This window comes from Pararhizobium qamdonense (genome assembly GCF_029277445.1).
GTDB lineage: Bacteria > Pseudomonadota > Alphaproteobacteria > Rhizobiales > Rhizobiaceae > Pararhizobium > Pararhizobium qamdonense.
This window is the reverse complement of the sequence record NZ_CP119566.1, coordinates 1,580,638-1,597,217: the sequence shown is the minus strand read 5'-3', so window position 1 is coordinate 1,597,217 and position 16,580 is coordinate 1,580,638. Positions and strand designations below refer to the sequence as shown.

General features: G+C 61.9%; 14 protein-coding genes. 2 read left to right on the top strand and 12 right to left on the bottom strand.

Annotated features, from left to right (window positions below; translation table 11 throughout):
- Nucleotides 1-7: 7 nt before the first annotated feature.
- The 7 genes from PYR65_RS07690 to PYR65_RS07660 form a co-directional block, all read right to left on the bottom strand.
- Nucleotides 8-1,663 (bottom strand): GMC family oxidoreductase, encoded by a 1,656-nt coding sequence (locus PYR65_RS07690; protein ID WP_276120537.1) that lies wholly within the window; start codon nt 1,661-1,663, stop codon nt 8-10.
- A 223-nt stretch (nt 1,664-1,886) separates the two neighbouring features.
- Nucleotides 1,887-2,660: a 3-ketoacyl-ACP reductase gene (locus PYR65_RS07685; RefSeq protein ID WP_276120536.1), complete on the bottom strand. Its 774-nt coding sequence runs from the start codon at nt 2,658-2,660 to the stop codon at nt 1,887-1,889.
- Nucleotides 2,657-4,153: an FAD-dependent oxidoreductase gene (locus tag PYR65_RS07680; RefSeq protein WP_276120998.1), complete on the bottom strand. Its 1,497-nt coding sequence runs from the start codon at nt 4,151-4,153 to the stop codon at nt 2,657-2,659. Before PYR65_RS07680 ends, PYR65_RS07685 begins: the two co-directional genes overlap by 4 nt.
- 11 nt (nt 4,154-4,164) lie before the next feature.
- The gene (locus PYR65_RS07675; RefSeq protein WP_276120535.1) at nt 4,165-5,277 is read right to left on the bottom strand and encodes an ABC transporter ATP-binding protein; all 1,113 of its coding nucleotides are present in this window, start codon (nt 5,275-5,277) and stop codon (nt 4,165-4,167) included.
- A gap of 4 nt (nt 5,278-5,281) precedes the next feature.
- Nucleotides 5,282-6,163, bottom strand: a complete 882-nt coding sequence (locus PYR65_RS07670) for a carbohydrate ABC transporter permease (RefSeq protein ID WP_060639669.1) — start codon at nt 6,161-6,163, stop codon at nt 5,282-5,284.
- Nucleotides 6,160-7,041, bottom strand: coding sequence for a carbohydrate ABC transporter permease (locus tag PYR65_RS07665; protein WP_276120534.1), 882 nt, complete (start codon nt 7,039-7,041; stop codon nt 6,160-6,162). Before PYR65_RS07665 ends, PYR65_RS07670 begins: the two co-directional genes overlap by 4 nt.
- A 171-nt stretch (nt 7,042-7,212) precedes the next feature.
- The gene (locus tag PYR65_RS07660) at nt 7,213-8,436 is read right to left on the bottom strand and encodes an ABC transporter substrate-binding protein (RefSeq protein ID WP_244490207.1); all 1,224 of its coding nucleotides are present in this window, start codon (nt 8,434-8,436) and stop codon (nt 7,213-7,215) included.
- 371 nt (nt 8,437-8,807) lie between these two features.
- Between PYR65_RS07660 and PYR65_RS07655 the strand changes: the two genes are divergently transcribed.
- Complete coding sequence (locus tag PYR65_RS07655) at nt 8,808-9,851, top strand: LacI family transcriptional regulator (RefSeq protein ID WP_328518500.1); 1,044 nt, start codon at nt 8,808-8,810, stop codon at nt 9,849-9,851.
- 278 nt (nt 9,852-10,129) lie between these two features.
- On the opposite strand, the gene PYR65_RS07650 is transcribed toward PYR65_RS07655, so the two are convergent.
- From PYR65_RS07650 to PYR65_RS07630, 5 genes are all read right to left on the bottom strand, one after another.
- Complete coding sequence (locus PYR65_RS07650; RefSeq protein ID WP_276120533.1) at nt 10,130-11,641, bottom strand: aldehyde dehydrogenase family protein; 1,512 nt, start codon at nt 11,639-11,641, stop codon at nt 10,130-10,132.
- On the bottom strand, nt 11,641-12,420 hold the full coding sequence (locus tag PYR65_RS07645) for an enoyl-CoA hydratase/isomerase family protein (RefSeq protein ID WP_276120532.1): 780 nt from the start codon (nt 12,418-12,420) through the stop codon (nt 11,641-11,643). The genes PYR65_RS07650 and PYR65_RS07645 overlap by 1 nt, the downstream gene beginning before the upstream one ends.
- Nucleotides 12,413-14,026 carry an acyl CoA:acetate/3-ketoacid CoA transferase gene (locus PYR65_RS07640; RefSeq protein WP_276120531.1) on the bottom strand — a complete coding sequence of 538 codons (1,614 nt, stop codon included), beginning with the start codon at nt 14,024-14,026 and terminating at the stop codon, nt 12,413-12,415. The genes PYR65_RS07645 and PYR65_RS07640 overlap by 8 nt, the downstream gene beginning before the upstream one ends.
- Nucleotides 14,027-14,279: 253 nt before the next feature.
- Nucleotides 14,280-15,281: a Gfo/Idh/MocA family protein gene (locus tag PYR65_RS07635; protein WP_276120530.1), complete on the bottom strand. Its 1,002-nt coding sequence runs from the start codon at nt 15,279-15,281 to the stop codon at nt 14,280-14,282.
- Entirely contained in the window at nt 15,278-16,327 is a 1,050-nt protein-coding gene (locus PYR65_RS07630) for a LacI family DNA-binding transcriptional regulator (protein WP_276120529.1), read from the bottom strand. Before PYR65_RS07630 ends, PYR65_RS07635 begins: the two co-directional genes overlap by 4 nt.
- Nucleotides 16,328-16,376: 49 nt before the next feature.
- On the opposite strand from PYR65_RS07630, the gene PYR65_RS07625 reads away from it, so the two are divergent.
- On the top strand, nt 16,377-16,553 hold the full coding sequence (locus tag PYR65_RS07625) for a hypothetical protein (RefSeq protein ID WP_276120528.1): 177 nt from the start codon (nt 16,377-16,379) through the stop codon (nt 16,551-16,553).
- Nucleotides 16,554-16,580 lie beyond the last annotated feature (27 nt).

Below are 16,580 nucleotides of genomic sequence, written 5' to 3'. Positions count from 1 at the left end.
CAGGTTCCTATCGAATATCGGCGCGCGCCCGCGGCCGCTGGTCGTTGCGCTCATGGCTGAAGATGGTGGCCGGCAAGGGTTGCCGCCCGCGGATGATGTCGGACCCCTTTTCACCCATCATGATCGTCGGCCCGTTGGTATTGCAAGAGGGAACGCGCGGCATAACCGAACTATCGCAGACGCGAAGGCCCTGCAGCCCATGCACCTTCAGGTCCAGCCCGACGACCGCATCGGCGCCGGTGCCCATCTTGCAGGTCCCCACCGGATGGTGATCGGTCTTGGCATTGGCGCAGCCGTAGTCGAACAGTTCGTCATCGGTCATCACCTTCGGCCCCGGCAGCCGCTCGGCCATGATGAAGGGTTTCAGCGCCTGCTGCTGGAAGATTTCACGGGCGATCTTCAGGCCTTCGAGCGACATCTTGCGATCATGCGGGTCGCTCCAGTAATTCGGATCGATCAGCGGGGCTGCGGCGGGATCGGCCGACGAGAGCCGCACGGTGCCGCGCGAGCGCGGATGCAGGTAAGCCGAGTTCAGCGTCACGCCGGCATTCTTCAGTTTCTCGACACCTGCCTCGATGCCCGACCCGAGCCCGAGATGAAACTGGATATCGGGCGAGCGCGCATTCGGATCGGCATACCAGAAGCCGCCTGTCTCAAACAGCGACGAGGCAACCGGCCCGGAGCGGAACAACACATATTGCAGCCCGGCCCAGACGGTGCGGTGCAGCTTTGCGACGCCGTCATAGGTGTGGTCGCCGGTGCATTCGGAAATCACGAACAGGTCGAGATGGTCCTGCAGATTGCTGCCGACACCCGGCAGGTCATGTTTCACCTCAACGCCGGCGGCACGCAGATGATCGGCCGGGCCGATGCCCGACTGCTGCAGAAGCTTCGGCGATCCGATGGCGCCGGAGGAGACCAGAACCTCGCGCTCCGCGCGGATGATTTCGAGCCCCTTTGCGGTCGCGACCTCGACGCCGACGGCGCGTGTCCCTTCCAGCACGATCCGCGTGACGCGGGCGCCGAGCCGCACCGTCAGGTTCTTGCGGGTCCGGATCGGATTGAGATAGGCGAGCGAGGCCGAGGAACGGCGTCGGTTGCGCTGGGTGAGCTGGTAGAAACCGACGCCCGCCTGCTGCCTGCCGTTGAAATCGTGATTGTAGGGAATGCCGAGCTCCTGGCCCGCGCGGATATAGGCATCGCAGATCGGCAGGCCGGAGACCGGCATGGAGACCCCGAGCGGCCCGCCATAGGAATGATAGTCGTCGGCGAAACGCTGGTTGTCCTCGGACCGTTTGAAATAGGGCAGCACGTTGCGGTAATCCCAGCCGGTGCAGCCGTCCTCGCTCGCCCAAAGATCATAATCGGCCGCATTGCCGCGCGTATAGAGCTGCGCGTTGATCGACGAGCCGCCACCGATCACCTTGGCCTGCGTATAGCGCAGCACCCGGTTCTTCATATGCTTCTGCGGCACTGTCTCCCAGCCCCAGCTGGCGACGCCCTTGGTCATCTTGGCAAATCCGGCCGGCATGTGAAACAGCGGATTCCAATCGCTCCCCCCGGCCTCCAAAAGCAGCACCTTGACATCGGCATCTTCAGTCAGCCGATTGGCAAGCACGCAACCGGCCGGTCCGGCACCTGTGATGATGTAATCGTAGCTCATGTCGTCGTCCTTAAAAAACAATCGCTGTTCAGCGATCTCAAACGGAGCAAGCCGCAGGCTCCCTCTTCTCCCCAGCGGGGAGAAGTGCTGAGCGCAGCGAAGCGATGAGGGGGTCTCGCCGCAAATTCGCGTGTGCTTGGCTCCCCCTCATCCGACCCTTCGGGCCACCTTCTCCCCGCTGGGGAGAAGAGGGTGCGCCCCGCCCCTTCCCAGTCAAAACTCACTACAACCGCCCGATCGACAGCCCACCATCCGCGTTCACAACCGTCCCGGTCGCAAACCCGAAACTGCCGTTTGCCAGCGCCGCCACCATGCGGCCGATATCGTCCGCCTCGCCCCAGCGCTTCATCGGCACCAGACCGCCATCGATCAGCGCGTCGTATTTCGCAGACACGCCCGCCGTCATGTCGGAGCGGATAATGCCGGGCCGCACCTCGAAAACGGATATACCGGTCTCTGCCAGACGCAGCGCCAAGCCTTGCGAAAAAACGGCAAGCCCGGCCTTGCTCATGCAGTAATCCAGCCGTTCCGGAGATGTCATCGCCGCAGAAACCGAGGTGATGTTGACCACAGAGCGCGGCCCGTTGGCACCGGCGGAAAGCATGGCTCTCACCACCGCCTGCGTGAAAAACACCGTGCCGCGCAGATTGGTGCCCATGATCACGTCGAAATTTTCCGGCACAAGATCGAGAAAATCCCCGCGCAGCACCGATGCCATGCCGGCATTGTTGACGAGGCAATCGATCCCGCCAAACTCAGCCAGAACCGCATCGACCGTCGCCTGATGGCCCGAAAGGTCGGATATATCCGCCTTCAGGAAGATTGCCCGGGCGCCCAGAGCCTCCAGGTTTTGCAGCACGCCGGACACCTGATCGGCATCGCCGATACCGGTGATGGCAATATCGAACCCGTCCTTGGCGAGCGCCGTAGCGATACCGAGACCAATGCCGCGGCGGCCGCCGGTGACGATGGCAACGGGGCGTTTGTGCTCGCTCATGCCGCCAGATCCTTCGCAACGATATGAGCGGCAACCCGCAACGCCTGTGCCGCGACCGTCAAGGCCGGGTTGACCGCAGCCGAGGTCGGCAGGCAGCTGGCATCGACGACAAAGAGGTTCTGGTGATCGAAGGCCCGGCAGAGCGGGTCGAGCGGTGCCGTGGCCGGGTCGTTGCCCATCCGCACCGTGCCGCACTGGTGCGAGGGCGTGCGCTTGTCAAACGGTTGGGACAGCACGATCGGATAGCCCGCCGCCTTGAAATGCGCGCGCATTTTCACTTCGAGCGCAGACAGCGCTTCCATGTTCGAGCGCCGCCACTGCATGATGATGCCCTTGCCATCGACCATGATGCGGCTTTCGGGATGCGGCAGATCCTCTGTCATCATGTACCAGTCGATGGCGTGGCCCGCCATGAAGTCGAGCGCAAAGCGCGGCGCGTAACGCGGCGCATTGGCCTTGAGAATGTCGCCGTTGATCTTGCCGAGCAGTTGCACATTGCCGAGCGGCAGGCCGTCGCGACCACCCGTCAGGTAATAATCATTCACCATAAGCGTCTTCTGGTAGACACTGTCGTTGCGCCGGAACGGGTTGATTGCCAGCATTGCGCTGCAATTGTGATTCATGAAATTGCGGCCGACCTGATCGGAGCGGTTGGCGAGCCCCTTCCCGTCACCGGACCGCAGCAGGATCGCGGCCGAATTGATCGCACCCGCCGACAGGATCACCAGCTTCGGGGAAAGCCGTTTCCTCTCGCCGTGATGGGTGTAATGCACGGCCTCGATCCGGCCGCCCGGCCCCGCTTCCAGCGTTTCGACATGGGCGGAGGTGATCAGCTCGATATTCGGGTCCTTCAGCGCGGCGGCGAGCGGCGCGGTTTCGGCATCCCTCTTGCCCTGGCCGGTATTGGGGAAACCATCCCAGGGCGTGCGGCCGCCGGCAAGCCAGGCGTCGATATCAACGCCGAGCGGCAATGTCGCCGGATGAAGCCCCTGCGCCGTCAGCTCGGCGCGGGCGCGTGCGATCGACGGCTCGTCGGGGACGGGACCGTGGGGATAGGGCGTCGAGTGAGAAGGCTCGGTCGGATCCTGTCCAAGCTCGCCGCGCACATCGAACAGCCGCTCCGCCTTGCCGTACCATGGCTCCAATTCTTCATAGGGAAAGGGCCAGGCCGGCGAGACGCCGCCAAGATGCTGCATCTCGGTAAAATCCTCGGCGCGATAGCGCAGTAGGACCGCGCCAAAGAGCTTGGAATTGCCGCCGACGAAGTAAAAGTTTCCCGGATTGAACGCTGTGCCGTCCGGTTCGCGCCACATCTCCTTTGGCCGGAAATGCCCATCAACGAAGATGGAGCGGTAGCTGCGCGTTTCCGGTGTGTCCGCAAGGCGCTCGCCGCGCTCGAGGATGGCGACGCGTGCGCCCGAGCCGGCCAGCGCGGAAGCGACGGTTGCTCCACCGATGCCAGAGCCGATGATGACGATGTCGGGCTGCGTGATCATGGTAAGGCTCAGCCGATGCGCTGCTGGCTTTGCGGATCGAAATACACCGCCTTGTCCAGGTTGAAGGCCAGTCTGGTATTCTGGCCGGGGGCGATGCGGGCGTCGGCGCGCAGACGCGCCACGACTTCCTTGCCGCCGAGCTTGGTGACCGCGAACGTATCCGACCCTGCCGGTTCCACCACCTCGATCAGGCAGTCGCCTTCCACCAGCAGGCGGGCATTGCGATCGGCGCCGTCGGGATCGGTGAGCGCTTCCGGCCTGATCCCGAAGACGACCTGCTTGCCGCTATAGGCGGCAAGGCCAGAGACCTGGGCGACCGGCAGATGCAGCGGTTCGGCATCCGGGCGCACCAGCGAAACGCGCAGATCGTTGCCACCGCCTTCGACCGTGGCGGTCAGGAGGTTCATCGCCGGCGAGCCCATGAAGTCGGCCACGAACAGATTGGCGGGATTGTTGTAGATTTCGGCCGGCGTGCCGAACTGCTGCAGGATGCCATCCTTCAGGACGGCGATCTTGGTCGCCAGCGTCATCGCCTCGATCTGGTCATGCGTCACGTAGACGATCGTCGTCTTCATGCGCTGGTGCAGGCGCTTGATCTCGGTGCGCATATCGACGCGCAGTTTCGCATCGAGATTGGACAGCGGCTCGTCGAACAGAAAGACCTGCGGATTGCGCACCAGCGCCCGGCCCATGGCCACACGCTGGCGCTGGCCGCCGGACAGCTGGCTCGGCTTGCGGTCGAGCAGATGGCCGATCTGCAGCATGTCGGCGACCTGTTTGATCGCCTTGTCGCGCTCGTCCTTCGGCACGCCGCGAATTTCCATGCCAAACGCGATATTTCCGGCCACCGTCATGTTCGGATAGAGCGCGTAGGACTGGAAGACCATGGCAATGTCGCGCTTGGACGGATGCAGGCCCGCCACCGACTTGCCGTTGATCGAGATTTCGCCAGAGGTGATCGGCTCGAGCCCGGCAATGGTGTTGAGCAAGGTCGACTTGCCGCAGCCGGACGGGCCGACCAGCACCAGGAAGCCGCCCTCGTCGATTTCCAGGTTGATGTTTTTCAGGATTTCCAGCGAGCCGTAGGACTTGCGCAGATCGGTAATTTTCAGAAAGGACATGGCTTTAACCCTTCACGGCGCCGGACATCAGGCCGCGGACGAAATAGCGGCCGGAAACGATGTAGACGACAAGCGTTGGCAGGGCGGCAAGGATCGCGCCTGCGAAATGGACATTGTATTCCTTCACCCCGGTGGAGGAGGAAACGAGATTGTTGAGCGCCACCGTCATCGGCGTCGAATTGGCGCCCGAGAACGAAGCCCCGAACAGGAAGTCGTTCCAGATATTGGTGAACTGCCAGATCACGGAAACGACGATGATCGGACCGGATGACGGCAACAGGATGCGCCGGAAGATCTGGAAGAAGCTGGCGCCATCGATCTGCGCGGCCCGCACCAGTTCGGTCGGAAACGCCTCATAGTAATTGCGGAAATACAGCGTGGTGAAGCCGAGGCCATAGACGATGTGTACGAAGACCAGCCCGGTTGTCGTTCCGGCAAGCCCGAAGATACCGAGCATGCGCGCCATCGGGATCAGCACGATCTGGAACGGGATGAAGCAGGACAAAAGCAGCATGCCGAAGAAGATGCCGGAGCCCGGAAAGCGCCATTTGGTGAGCACGTACCCGTTGAGCGCGCCGATGATCGTGGAGATCGCAACGGCGGGAACGACCATCAGGATCGAGTTGATAAAGAAGGGCTTGAGGCCTGTCGGCTGCACGCCGATCTGCGCTGTGGACCAGGCCGAGCGCCAGGGATCCAGCGTCCAGGTCTGCGGAATGTTCAGCATGCCGCCTTGGCGGATTTCATCCAACGGCTTGAAGGAATTGACCAGCATGACGTAGAGCGGCAGGAGCGAATAGGCCGCAAACAGGATCAGCACGGTATAGATGAGCGCGCGTGTCAGGCGGCCGGACGAAATGGCGTTGTCAGGGCTCTGGACGCTCATACGCGCTTCTCCCCTTTGATTTCGGAATAGAGGTAGGGGATGATGATCGAGAAGATCATCGCCAGCATGATGATCGCCGACGAGGCGCCGATGCCCATGGAGTTGCGGGTGAACGTGTAGGAATACATGAAGGTCGCCGGCAGCTCGGTCGCCTGCCCTGGCCCGCCGCCCGTCAGCGCAACGACCAGGTCATAGGCCTTGATGGCGAGATGGGCGAGCACGACGAAAGCCGACAGGAAGACCGGGCGCATCAGCGGAATGATGATCCGCCGGTAGATCATCGTGGAGGACGCCCCGTCGATCTGTGCCGCCTTGATGATCTCGTTATCGACGCCGCGAAGGCCAGCCAGAAACATCGCCATGATGAAGCCGGTGGATTGCCAGACGGCGGCGATGACGACGCAATAGATCGCGTAGTTGCGGTCCTTGATCCAGGCGAACTGAAAGCTCTCCCAGCCCCACAGATGCATGGTATTTTCAAGCCCGATGCCCGGATCGAGAAACCATTTCCAGGCCGTGCCCGTGACGATGAAGGACAGCGCCATCGGATAGAGATAGATCGGCCGCAGCAAACCTTCCGCGCGGATCTTCTGGTCGAGCAGAATGGCAAGACCAAGACCCAGCACCGAGCAGATGACGATGTAGAGGGTTGCAAAGATCGCCAGGTTGGAAATTGCCCGCCACCAGTGCGGCAGGGCCCAGAGCTTGGAATAGTTGCTCAAGCCCACGAAATTGTAGGAGGGCAGCATCTTGCTGTCGGTGACCGACAGATAGCCGGTATAGGCGATGAAGCCATACACGAAGACAATGACGATCAGAAAGCTGGGGGCGAGTACCAGTTTTGGCACAAGGTCCTGCAGCCGGCTTCGGCTATCCATAGCGAATACCACCGTTCTATATGAATTGAATAAAGCAAGATGCCCCTCACCCTAGCCCTCTCCCCGCAAGCGGGGAGAGGGGATTACAGAGGTTCCCGCCTGGTCCTTCTCCCCGTCATGACGGGGAAAAGGTGCCCGAAGGGCGGATGAGGGGCATTGTTCGCAGAATGATTACTGCGCGGCAGCCACAGCGGCCGGCAGCTCCTTGACGGCTTCTTCAGCGGTGAGTTCTCCGTTGAATTCGCGCGTCACCACGTCGTAGATCGCATTCTTGACAGCCGCCGGATTGGCATGGCCATGCGCCATGGAACCGAACAGCTTGCCGTTCTTGTCGGCATCGGCGAGATCGGCGATGGCCTTCTTGCCGCAGGCGTCAAACGCTTCGTTCGACACGTCGGTGCGGGCCGGAGCCGAGCCCTTGACCACGTTGAAGGCCGACTGGAAGGTCGGGCTTTCGATCGCGGCAGCCATTTCCATCTGCGCCGGCACCTTGTCGGCGGCAACCTTGAACATCGCGAACTGGTCGGAGTTGAAGGTTACGGCACCTTGGGTTTCCGGATAGCGCATGCAGACGAAGTCGGTGCCGGGCACCTTCTTGGCCTTGACGAATTCGCCCTTTGCCCAGTCGCCCATGAACTGCACGCCGGCCTTGCCTTCGATGACCATGGCGGAGGCCAGGTTCCAGTCGCGGCCGGAGAAGTTGTCGTCCACATAGGACCGCAGCTTGGTCATGCGCTCGAACGCCGTCTTCATCTTGTCGCCGCCGAGAGCCGCCGGATCGAGATCGATGAAAGCCTGCTTGTAGAAATCGGTGCCGAGCGAAAGAACGACGGCGTCGAACAGGGTCGCATCCTGCCATGGCTGGCCGCCGGCTGCGATCGGGGTGATGCCCTGCGCCTTGAAGTTATCGAGCAGAGCAACCAGCTCGTCCCAGTTCTGCGGCTCCTTGCCACCGGCCTTGTCAAGCGCTGCCTTGTTGATCCACATCCAGTTGGTGGAGTGGACATTGACCGGTGCGGCGATCCAGTGACCGTCATACTTGGAAAACTTCTGCAGGGCAGCCGGGATGACCTTGTCCCAGTTTTCCTTGGCAGCGATTTCGTCGAGATTGCCGAGCGAGCCTTCCTTGGCCCAATCGAGAATGTCGAAGCCGAGCATCTGAACCGCCGTCGGGGCATTGCCCGAGGTGACGCGGGCGCGCAGCACAGTCATGGCTTCCGTGCCGCCACCGCCGGCAACCGGCATGTCGGTCCATGAGATGTTCTTGGTTTCCAGATCCTTCTTCAGAACGTCCAGAGCAGCCGCTTCGCCGCCGGATGTCCACCAATGCAGAACCTCGACATTTTCAGCCGCATGCACGGCAGTGCCGCCCATGACCGCGCCGCCCGTCATCATCAATGCTGCAATGGCTGTCGTCGTCATAAACTTGCGCATCGTAATCCTCCCGTTTGCAAGTCGTAGAGCGGGAAACTCCTCCCCCGCCGTTGAATGCCATCCCCGCCAAACGGGGAAGCAATTGGTTTGCGGTCTTCGCCGCTGGCTCATTTAAAACGTTATAAATCCCAGCAAGTCAAGCGCTCCACATCCTGTGCCGCACAATAGGCTTAACCCGCTGAATTGTAGTATTTATAAGCTTGAATTTCGATACCGCACCGCAACAAATTCCCACGGTTTTGCAGCATTTAAAACGTTTGCATAAACATATTGCCTCTGCCCGCGTCTGACGCTACAAAAACGGCTTGTCATTGCTGCAAGGGAGTATTTCATTGGCTGACACTCCCAAATCCTCTGTCCCCGGCACGCGGCTGAAAAGCGCCAAGCCGACCCTGCGCACCATCGCGGATCTGACGGGCTTTGCCGTTACGACCGTGTCGCGCGCGCTGAGCAACGCTCCGCAGATATCGGTGGAAACCCGCAGGCGCGTCCACGAGGTTGCCGCCGATATCGGGTACCTGCCGGATCGCGCCGCCCAGCGGCTGAAGACCGGCCGCACCAATGTCATCTGCGTCCTGCTTGATCCGCACGAGGAAATCCTCGGCTATGGCATTTCGCTGATGCACGGGCTGGCCCAGGCGCTCCAGGACACACCCTATCATCTGATCGTCATGCCGAATTTCATCGACGGCGCCAATATCGATGCCATCAGCCATATCGTGCGCAACGGCATGGCCGACGGGCTGATCTTTTCGCGCACCGAACCGTTCGATCCGCGCGTGCGGCTGCTGCTCGAAAACGGCTTCCCGTTCGTTACCCACGGCCGCACCGAGTTCACCACACCGCACCCTTACGTCGATTACGACAATTTCGCCTTCGCCTACGAGGCCACCAAACGCTTGATCACCCGTGGCCGACGCAAGCCGATGATCATCCTGCCGCCCAAGCGCATGACCTTCTCGCAGCATCTGCTGCACGGTTTCATGACCGCGGTGCGCGAAGCCGGCGTCGCCTACGAAATTCCCGACGAGATCGACCTCGACTGTCCCGTCGAACAGATCCGCGACTATATGAGCCGGCGCGCCGGCGAGCCCGGCGCCCCCGACGGCTTTGCCTGCGGCGGCGAGGTCTCCGCACTCGCAACCATCACCGGCATGAGCGACCACGGCCTGACGCTGGGGCTCGAATACGACATCGTCGCCAAGCGAACCTCCAAGCTGCTCAGCCAGATCCAGCCGAAGGTCGAGACCATCTACGAAGACCTGACCGACACCGGCACACGGATGGGCCAGGTCCTCCTCGCCCGCATCGCCGGCGACGAGACCACGGACATGCAGGTTCTGCTGCAGCCGCAGATTGATTTTGCGGGGGTTTGAGGTGTAACGCACATCATCCATTGTCCCGATGAGGCTTACCCCCCTCTGTCGGCTACACCGACATCTCCCCCTCAAGGGGGGAGATTGGCCGCTGGCTTTTTCGGCGTAAGGGAAAAGGATGATCCCCCCCCTTGAGGGGGAGATGTCACGCAGTGACAGAGGGGGGTAAGTGTCCCCGATCTCCATGGAATTGACGGGGAAGCAAGACGCAACGCCCTGCTCCACAAACTTCAACATCCGCATCACGCCCTCCTTTCCCCTCATCGCCGCAATCCCCCTCAGCCGCGCGGCATCCACCAGCCGGTGCGGCCGCCGATATGCATGTTGAGCGTCTTGGTTTCGGTGTAATCCTCCACCGCATGACGGCCGAGTTCGCGGCCAAGGCCGGACTGCCGGTAGCCGCCGAAGGGCAATTCCGAAGCGCCGTCCATGAAGGTGTTCATCCAAACCGTTCCGGCCCTGACCTTGCGTCCAACCGTCAGGCAGGTATCGAAATCGCGGCTCCAGACGCCGGCCGACAGGCCGTAATCGATGGAATTGGCAATCCGGATCGCCTCGTCCGCCGTCTCGAACGTCAGGACGGACAGGACAGGACCAAAGACCTCTTCGCGGGCCACAGCCATGTCAGGAGTGACCGCAGACAGAATCGTCGGCGACATGAACTGGCCGGAGCCGAGATCGAGTGCCGAACCGCCATGCGACACGGTGGCGCCATTGCCGGACGCGGCCGTGACGTAGCCGACGATCTTTTCCAGATGCTGCGGCGTGATGATCGCGCCGACCTGCGTTTCGGGATCAAGCGGATCGCCGACCTTGACCTTTTGAGAAAGTGCAGCGACGCGGGCAATCACATCCTCAGCAATAGCCTTGTGGACGATCAGCCGCGAACCGGCATTGCAGCATTCGCCGGCATTGAAATAGGCGCCGAAAACAGCCGCATCGATGAAATCGTCGAGATTGGCATCCGGAAAGACAATCTGCGGGTTCTTGCCGCCGAGTTCCAGCGACACTTTCTTCAAAGTCTGCGCCGCATTGGTCATGGTCAGCTTGCCGATCCCGGTCGAACCTGTGAAGGAGACCATATCGACATCCGGGTGCGAGGTCATGATCGCGCCGACATCCGGGCCGGTACCGGTGATGATATTGACGACCCCCGCCGGAACGCCTGCAGCCTCGAGAATCTCGCCCAGCACGAGCGTCGAGCCGGAGGTGAGCTCAGACGGCTTGACCACCGTTGTGCAACCGGCCGCCAGCGCAAAAGGCAGCTTCTGGCTAACGATGAGAAACGGAAAATTCCAGGGCGTGATGATCGAGACGACGCCGATCGCTTCGCGCAGCACGACGCCGAGCGTGCCGTCACCCAGCGTATTGTAGCTTTCGCCATGCAGGTCGCGGGCGAGCGCTGCGGCATAGCGCCAGATATCGGCAGCGCCACTGAGTTCGGCCTTGGCCTGGCTGATCGGCTTGCCGCTCTCGATGCAATCGAGATAGGCCAGTTCATCGGCCCGCGCCGCGATCATATCGGCAGCCTTCAAGAGAACAAGCGAGCGCTCCGAGGCCGTCATGCGCGGCCATGAGCCATCGTCAAACGCCTTGCGTGCCGCCGCGATCGCCCGCTCGGCATCGGGTTTCGTCGCGGCCGGGTAACGGCTGACGGTGACACCATGGCCGGGCGCGACGCGCTCCAGCGTCCTGCCCTCGGCCGCGTGTTGCCATTTGCCGTCAATCAGCATCTGGAAATCGCGCACTGTCACATCGGCCAAAGCCTTGGGCTTCACCAGAACCGTCATTACCATTCTCCCTTGAATTGCGCGGGGCGCTTGCTGGCAAAAGCCGCAACGCCCTCTTTCATGTCGCCGGTCTTGGCCGCCAGGATCGATCCCAGCGCTTCGACGGCGGTACCGTTGTCTTCGCCATTGGCAGACGCAATCATCAGCTTGCAGATTTCCAGCGCCGCCGGACCGCGCTTGGCGATACGCCCGGCATAATCGCGGGCTGCGTCCAGCACCGTTCCGGTCGCCACAACGGCATCGACCAGTCCCAATGCGCTTGCCTCGTCAGCTGTAAACACCTCGCCGCCCAGAACCATCCGGCGCACCGTCTGCGCACCAAAACGCTTGACGAGACGCTGCGTACCCGACCAGCCGGGCACCATGCCAAGGCTGGTTTCCGGCAGGCCAATCTTCACCTGGGTTTCGGCGATGCGGATGTCCGCCGCCGCCGCCAGCTCCAGCCCGCCGCCGAGTGTGTGGCCGTTGATCGCGGCAATCACCGGCATGCGCAAAGTCGCCAGCCGCTCGAACACGCGGTGTCCGAAGCGCACCCATTGATGACCGAATTCGTTGGGGGTCATCGCCCCCCAGGCCTTGATGTCGCCGCCGGCGGAAAAGGCCTTGCCCTCCCCCGTCAGGATCACGACGCGGATATCGCCATCCGCTTCCACCGTATCGCAGGCAGAAGACAGTGCCTTCAGCATGTCGATATCGAAGGCATTCAGCTTGTCCGGCCGCGCAACCGTGAGCGTGGCGATCGCGCCAGCGACATCTATCTTGATCCGCTCATCAGCCATGCGACGCTCCCTTCAGCGTGCGGACCGGCTTTTGCGGCAGCGTCAGACCGATCGGGGCCTCATGGAACAGCGCTGCATCCATGACCTTGAGCGTATCGGAAACGATCAGCGGGAATTCCGACTGGTCGAGAATATGCGTCTGCAAATCGACGCCCGGCGCGATCTCCGTCAGCACGATGCCATCTGCGGTCAGCTTCATGACGCAGCGCTCGGTGACATAGGTGATGTCCTGCCCCTGTTCGACCGCGCGGCGGCCGGAGAAAGTGACGTGCTCGACCTCGTTGACCAGCTTCTTCAGCTTGCCTTCCTTTTCGATCACCAGCTTGCTATCCGCCATCGAGAGCTTGGCCCCGGCATTGAACATGCCGGAAAACACGATCTTCTTGGCCCGCGCGGTAATATCGACGAACCCGCCCGCCCCGGCCGTCACATGCGGCCGGAAGGAGAGTTTCGAGACGTTGACCGAACCGGACCTGTCGATCTCGAGGAAGGACAGGAGCGAAGCGTCGAAACCGGCGCCCTGGAAATAGGTGAACTGATAGGGCGACGGCATGAAGGCATCGGCATTCGAGGCGCAGCCGAAGGCGAAATCGAGCAGCGGTACGCCCCCGACAGCGCCCTGTTCGATCACCCAGGTGACCGAGCCATGCAGGCCTTCCTCCAACAGGATACGCGGCACATTGGCCGAGATGCCGAAGCCGAGATTGACGCAAGAACCACCCTGAAGCTCCTGCGCGACCCGCCGCGCGATGACCTTCTGGATATTGAACTCCGGCACGCGAAAGCTGTCGAGCGGCCGGAAGATTTCGCCTGAAATCGCAGGATCGTAATCCGTCAGCGTTGTCTGCTTCTGGTCGGGATCGACGATGACATAATCGACCAGCATACCGGGCACGCGCACCTCATGCGGCTTCATCGAGCCGGATTTGGTGATGCGCTTGACCTGCGCAATGACGATGCCGCCATTATTGCGGGCCGCCAGCGCCTGGTCGAGGCCGCCGAGAGTGGCGCCCTCATGCTCATAGGTCAGGTTGCCGCGCTCATCGGCCGTCGTCGCCCGGATGATTGCCACCTGCGGCACGATGGCCTTGAAATAGAGCCAGTCCTCGCCCTCGAATTCCATCCTCTTGACGACCGGCTCGGCCGCAGCCGACGCGTTCATGGCGCAGCCCTGGCGCGCGGGATCGACGAACGTGTCGAGGCCGATCTTGGTCAGCACGCCCGGACGCTTGGCCGCAGCTTCGCGATGCATGTCGAAGAGAACGCCGGAGGGAATATTGTAGGCGGCAACCTCATCATTGCCGATCATCTGCCAGATCAGCGGCGGCTCGGATGTGGACGGGCCCGACGGGTAGGACCCGCCGATGATCTTTTTCAAAAGACCCTTCTTGGCGATGTAATCCACGCCCTTGATGCCGCTCATGTCGCCGGCGGCAATCGGATGCAGCGTCGTCAGATCGCGCGGATGGCCGGTGGCATCGAAATGCTCGCCGATCGCCTTCAGCATCAGATCCGGGCATCCAAGCCCGCTTGACGACGACACGGAAACGATCGCCCCATCGGGGATCAGGGCCGCGGCCTCGGCCGGGGTGATATGCTTGCTCATGGGCGAAACTCTGTCGAATTCATCGTGGTTGTCAGGGGCAGCTCGCTGCCTCTTCTCCCCAGCGGGGAGAAGGTGGCCCGCAGGGCCGGATGAGGGGGACCGAAGGCAGTTTTTCTGGCTCCAGCTTCGCTGGAGGCCCCCTCATCGCCTCGCCTGCGCTCGGCACTTCTCCCCGCAGGGGAGAAGGGGAAAATCACCACCTCCGCCTCAGGATAGAAATGCGTTCGCTCGGCTGGGTCCCGTACCATCACAGTCAAAGTCCCGGTTCGATCGCGACGGCATTGCCGCTGGCCGCCGCCTGCATGACCGCAAGCCCTGTCGCCAGCGACCAGACGCCGTCTTCGCCGCCGCAAAGCGGCTGGCCTTTGCCGGTGATGGCCGCATCGAAGGCGATCAGCGTGTTCTCATAGAGATTGCGGTGGTCGAGCGTCAGCTCCGTCTCGCCCTCGGCATTGCGCAGGGTGACGGTACCGATCGGCTTCTGCGTCATGCAGTTGCGCGCGATCAACGATCCCTCGGAACCGTGAACCTCAAAGCCGGTCACCGCATATTTTGTGGTGAACCCATCATGGAACTGGGCAATCAAACCCGACTTGAAGCGCAGGACGCCCATGGCCGCATCTTCCAGACCGGCCTTGGCCATGCCGCCATACTGGCCGAGCGCCACGGCTTCGACCGGATCGTCGCCAAGTACGAAGCGCAGCGTGTCGGTGTCGTGCACGGTGATATCCAGAATGACGCCGCCGCCCGCTTCCGGCCTGTCGAGACGCCAGCCTTGCAGGTGCGCCGGAAGGTAACCGGCATGGCAGACGCGGGCCGCCAGCGGCTTGCCGATCCGGCCTTGCGCAATCGCCTCGCGCATCGCGCGGTGCGTGGCAGCCCCCCGCAGGTGATGGTTGGTCGCCATGACCACACCGGCATTACGCGCGGCCTTGACCATGACGCGGGCATCCTCAAGCGAGGTCGCCAGCGGCTTTTCGCACAGAATATGCTTTCCGGCCTTGGCCGCCGCGATCAGCTGGTCGCGGTGCAATTCATTGGTGGTAGAGATGTAGACGGCCTCGACATCGGGATCGCCGACAAGCTCGGCAAGGCTGGTCACCGATTTGGCAATGCCATGGTCTGCGGCATAGGTGGCGCCCCGTTCCGCACTGGTGCTCATCACCGAAACGATCTCGCCGCCAACGGCACGGATCGCATCGATCACCCATTCATGGGCAATCGTACTTGCCCCGATCAAACCCCAACGTGTCATAACAAGGATAGCCTTTCCCGCTTGTCGATGGCGGCGCCGCAACTCTGGCGCACCACCAGCCGCACAGAGCTGACGATCGCTTCCGCGTCCGCCCGTCCGGCATTGATCTGTTTCAAAAGAAGCTGCGCTGCCCGCCGCCCCATGCCCTGCGGATCGACCGAGATCGTCGTCAGCGCCGGCACCGCCGTCTGCGCCTCGATGACATCGTCGAACCCGATCACGGCAAAATCCTCGCCCGGGTCAAGCCGGTGCGCCCGCAGGCCATCGCAGACACCGAAGGCGACAGCATCGTTGAAGCACACGGCCGCCGTCGGCCGCTCGCGCAACAGCAGCGCCCGCTGAATGGCGGCAACGCCCCCTGCCCGTGACGGCGCCGAACTGACAACAAGCTCGTCATGCACGGCGAGATCCATATCCGACAGCGCATCGCGATAGCCCTGCATCCGCTCATTAAATACGGCCGTATCGGGAAAACCGCCAAGAAAGGCGATGCGGTGATGGCCAAGCCCGGCGAGATGACGGACCGCGTCGCGCATGCCGGCATGATTGTCCGATACCAGCGACGACACTTTGGCGCCGGCGACCTGCCGCACGACATTGACGACGGGGATACCGCTCGCCACCAGCGGCTTCAGATCCGAAGCATCGGTGCCGCGCGCCGGCGAGAGGATCAGGCCGGAAATGCCATGTTCGCGCATCGAGGCAATGACCTCGCGCTGGCGATCGACGCTTTCGGCGGTGTTGGCGAGGAACTGCACATAACCGGCCGACTGCACGACCATATCGACGCCGACGGCAAGCTCGGCAAAGAAGCTGTTGGTCAGATCGTTGACGACGATGCCAATGATCTTCGACTTGGAATTCGATTGGCGCAGGTTGGCCGCACCGCGATTATAGACATAGCCGAGATCGCGGATGACGGCATTGACCTTGGCGCGGGTCGCCTCGTTGACGAGCGGGCTTGCCTGCAGCACGAGCGACACGGTCGATTTCGACACGCCGGCGGCATGCGCAATATCGATGACTGTCACCCGTTCCTTACCCACATCGTCCTCCCGGCGAGGTCTTCTTGCCTCAGCACTTCCGGCAAAATAATTGGAACGTTCCAATTTTGTCAAGCGGATTTCGAAAAAGAAGTTTTGCCGCGCGCATCCTGACTGGAAATCAACGCATCAAGGCAACGCCAAACGGAAAAAAACCATTTATAAACAATATTTTTTACCAGAAAGCATCAATGAAAAGCGTTGTGAACTGGATCAAAACAACGCATGAGCGTGTCCAGTTATCGGCGTCCTCACC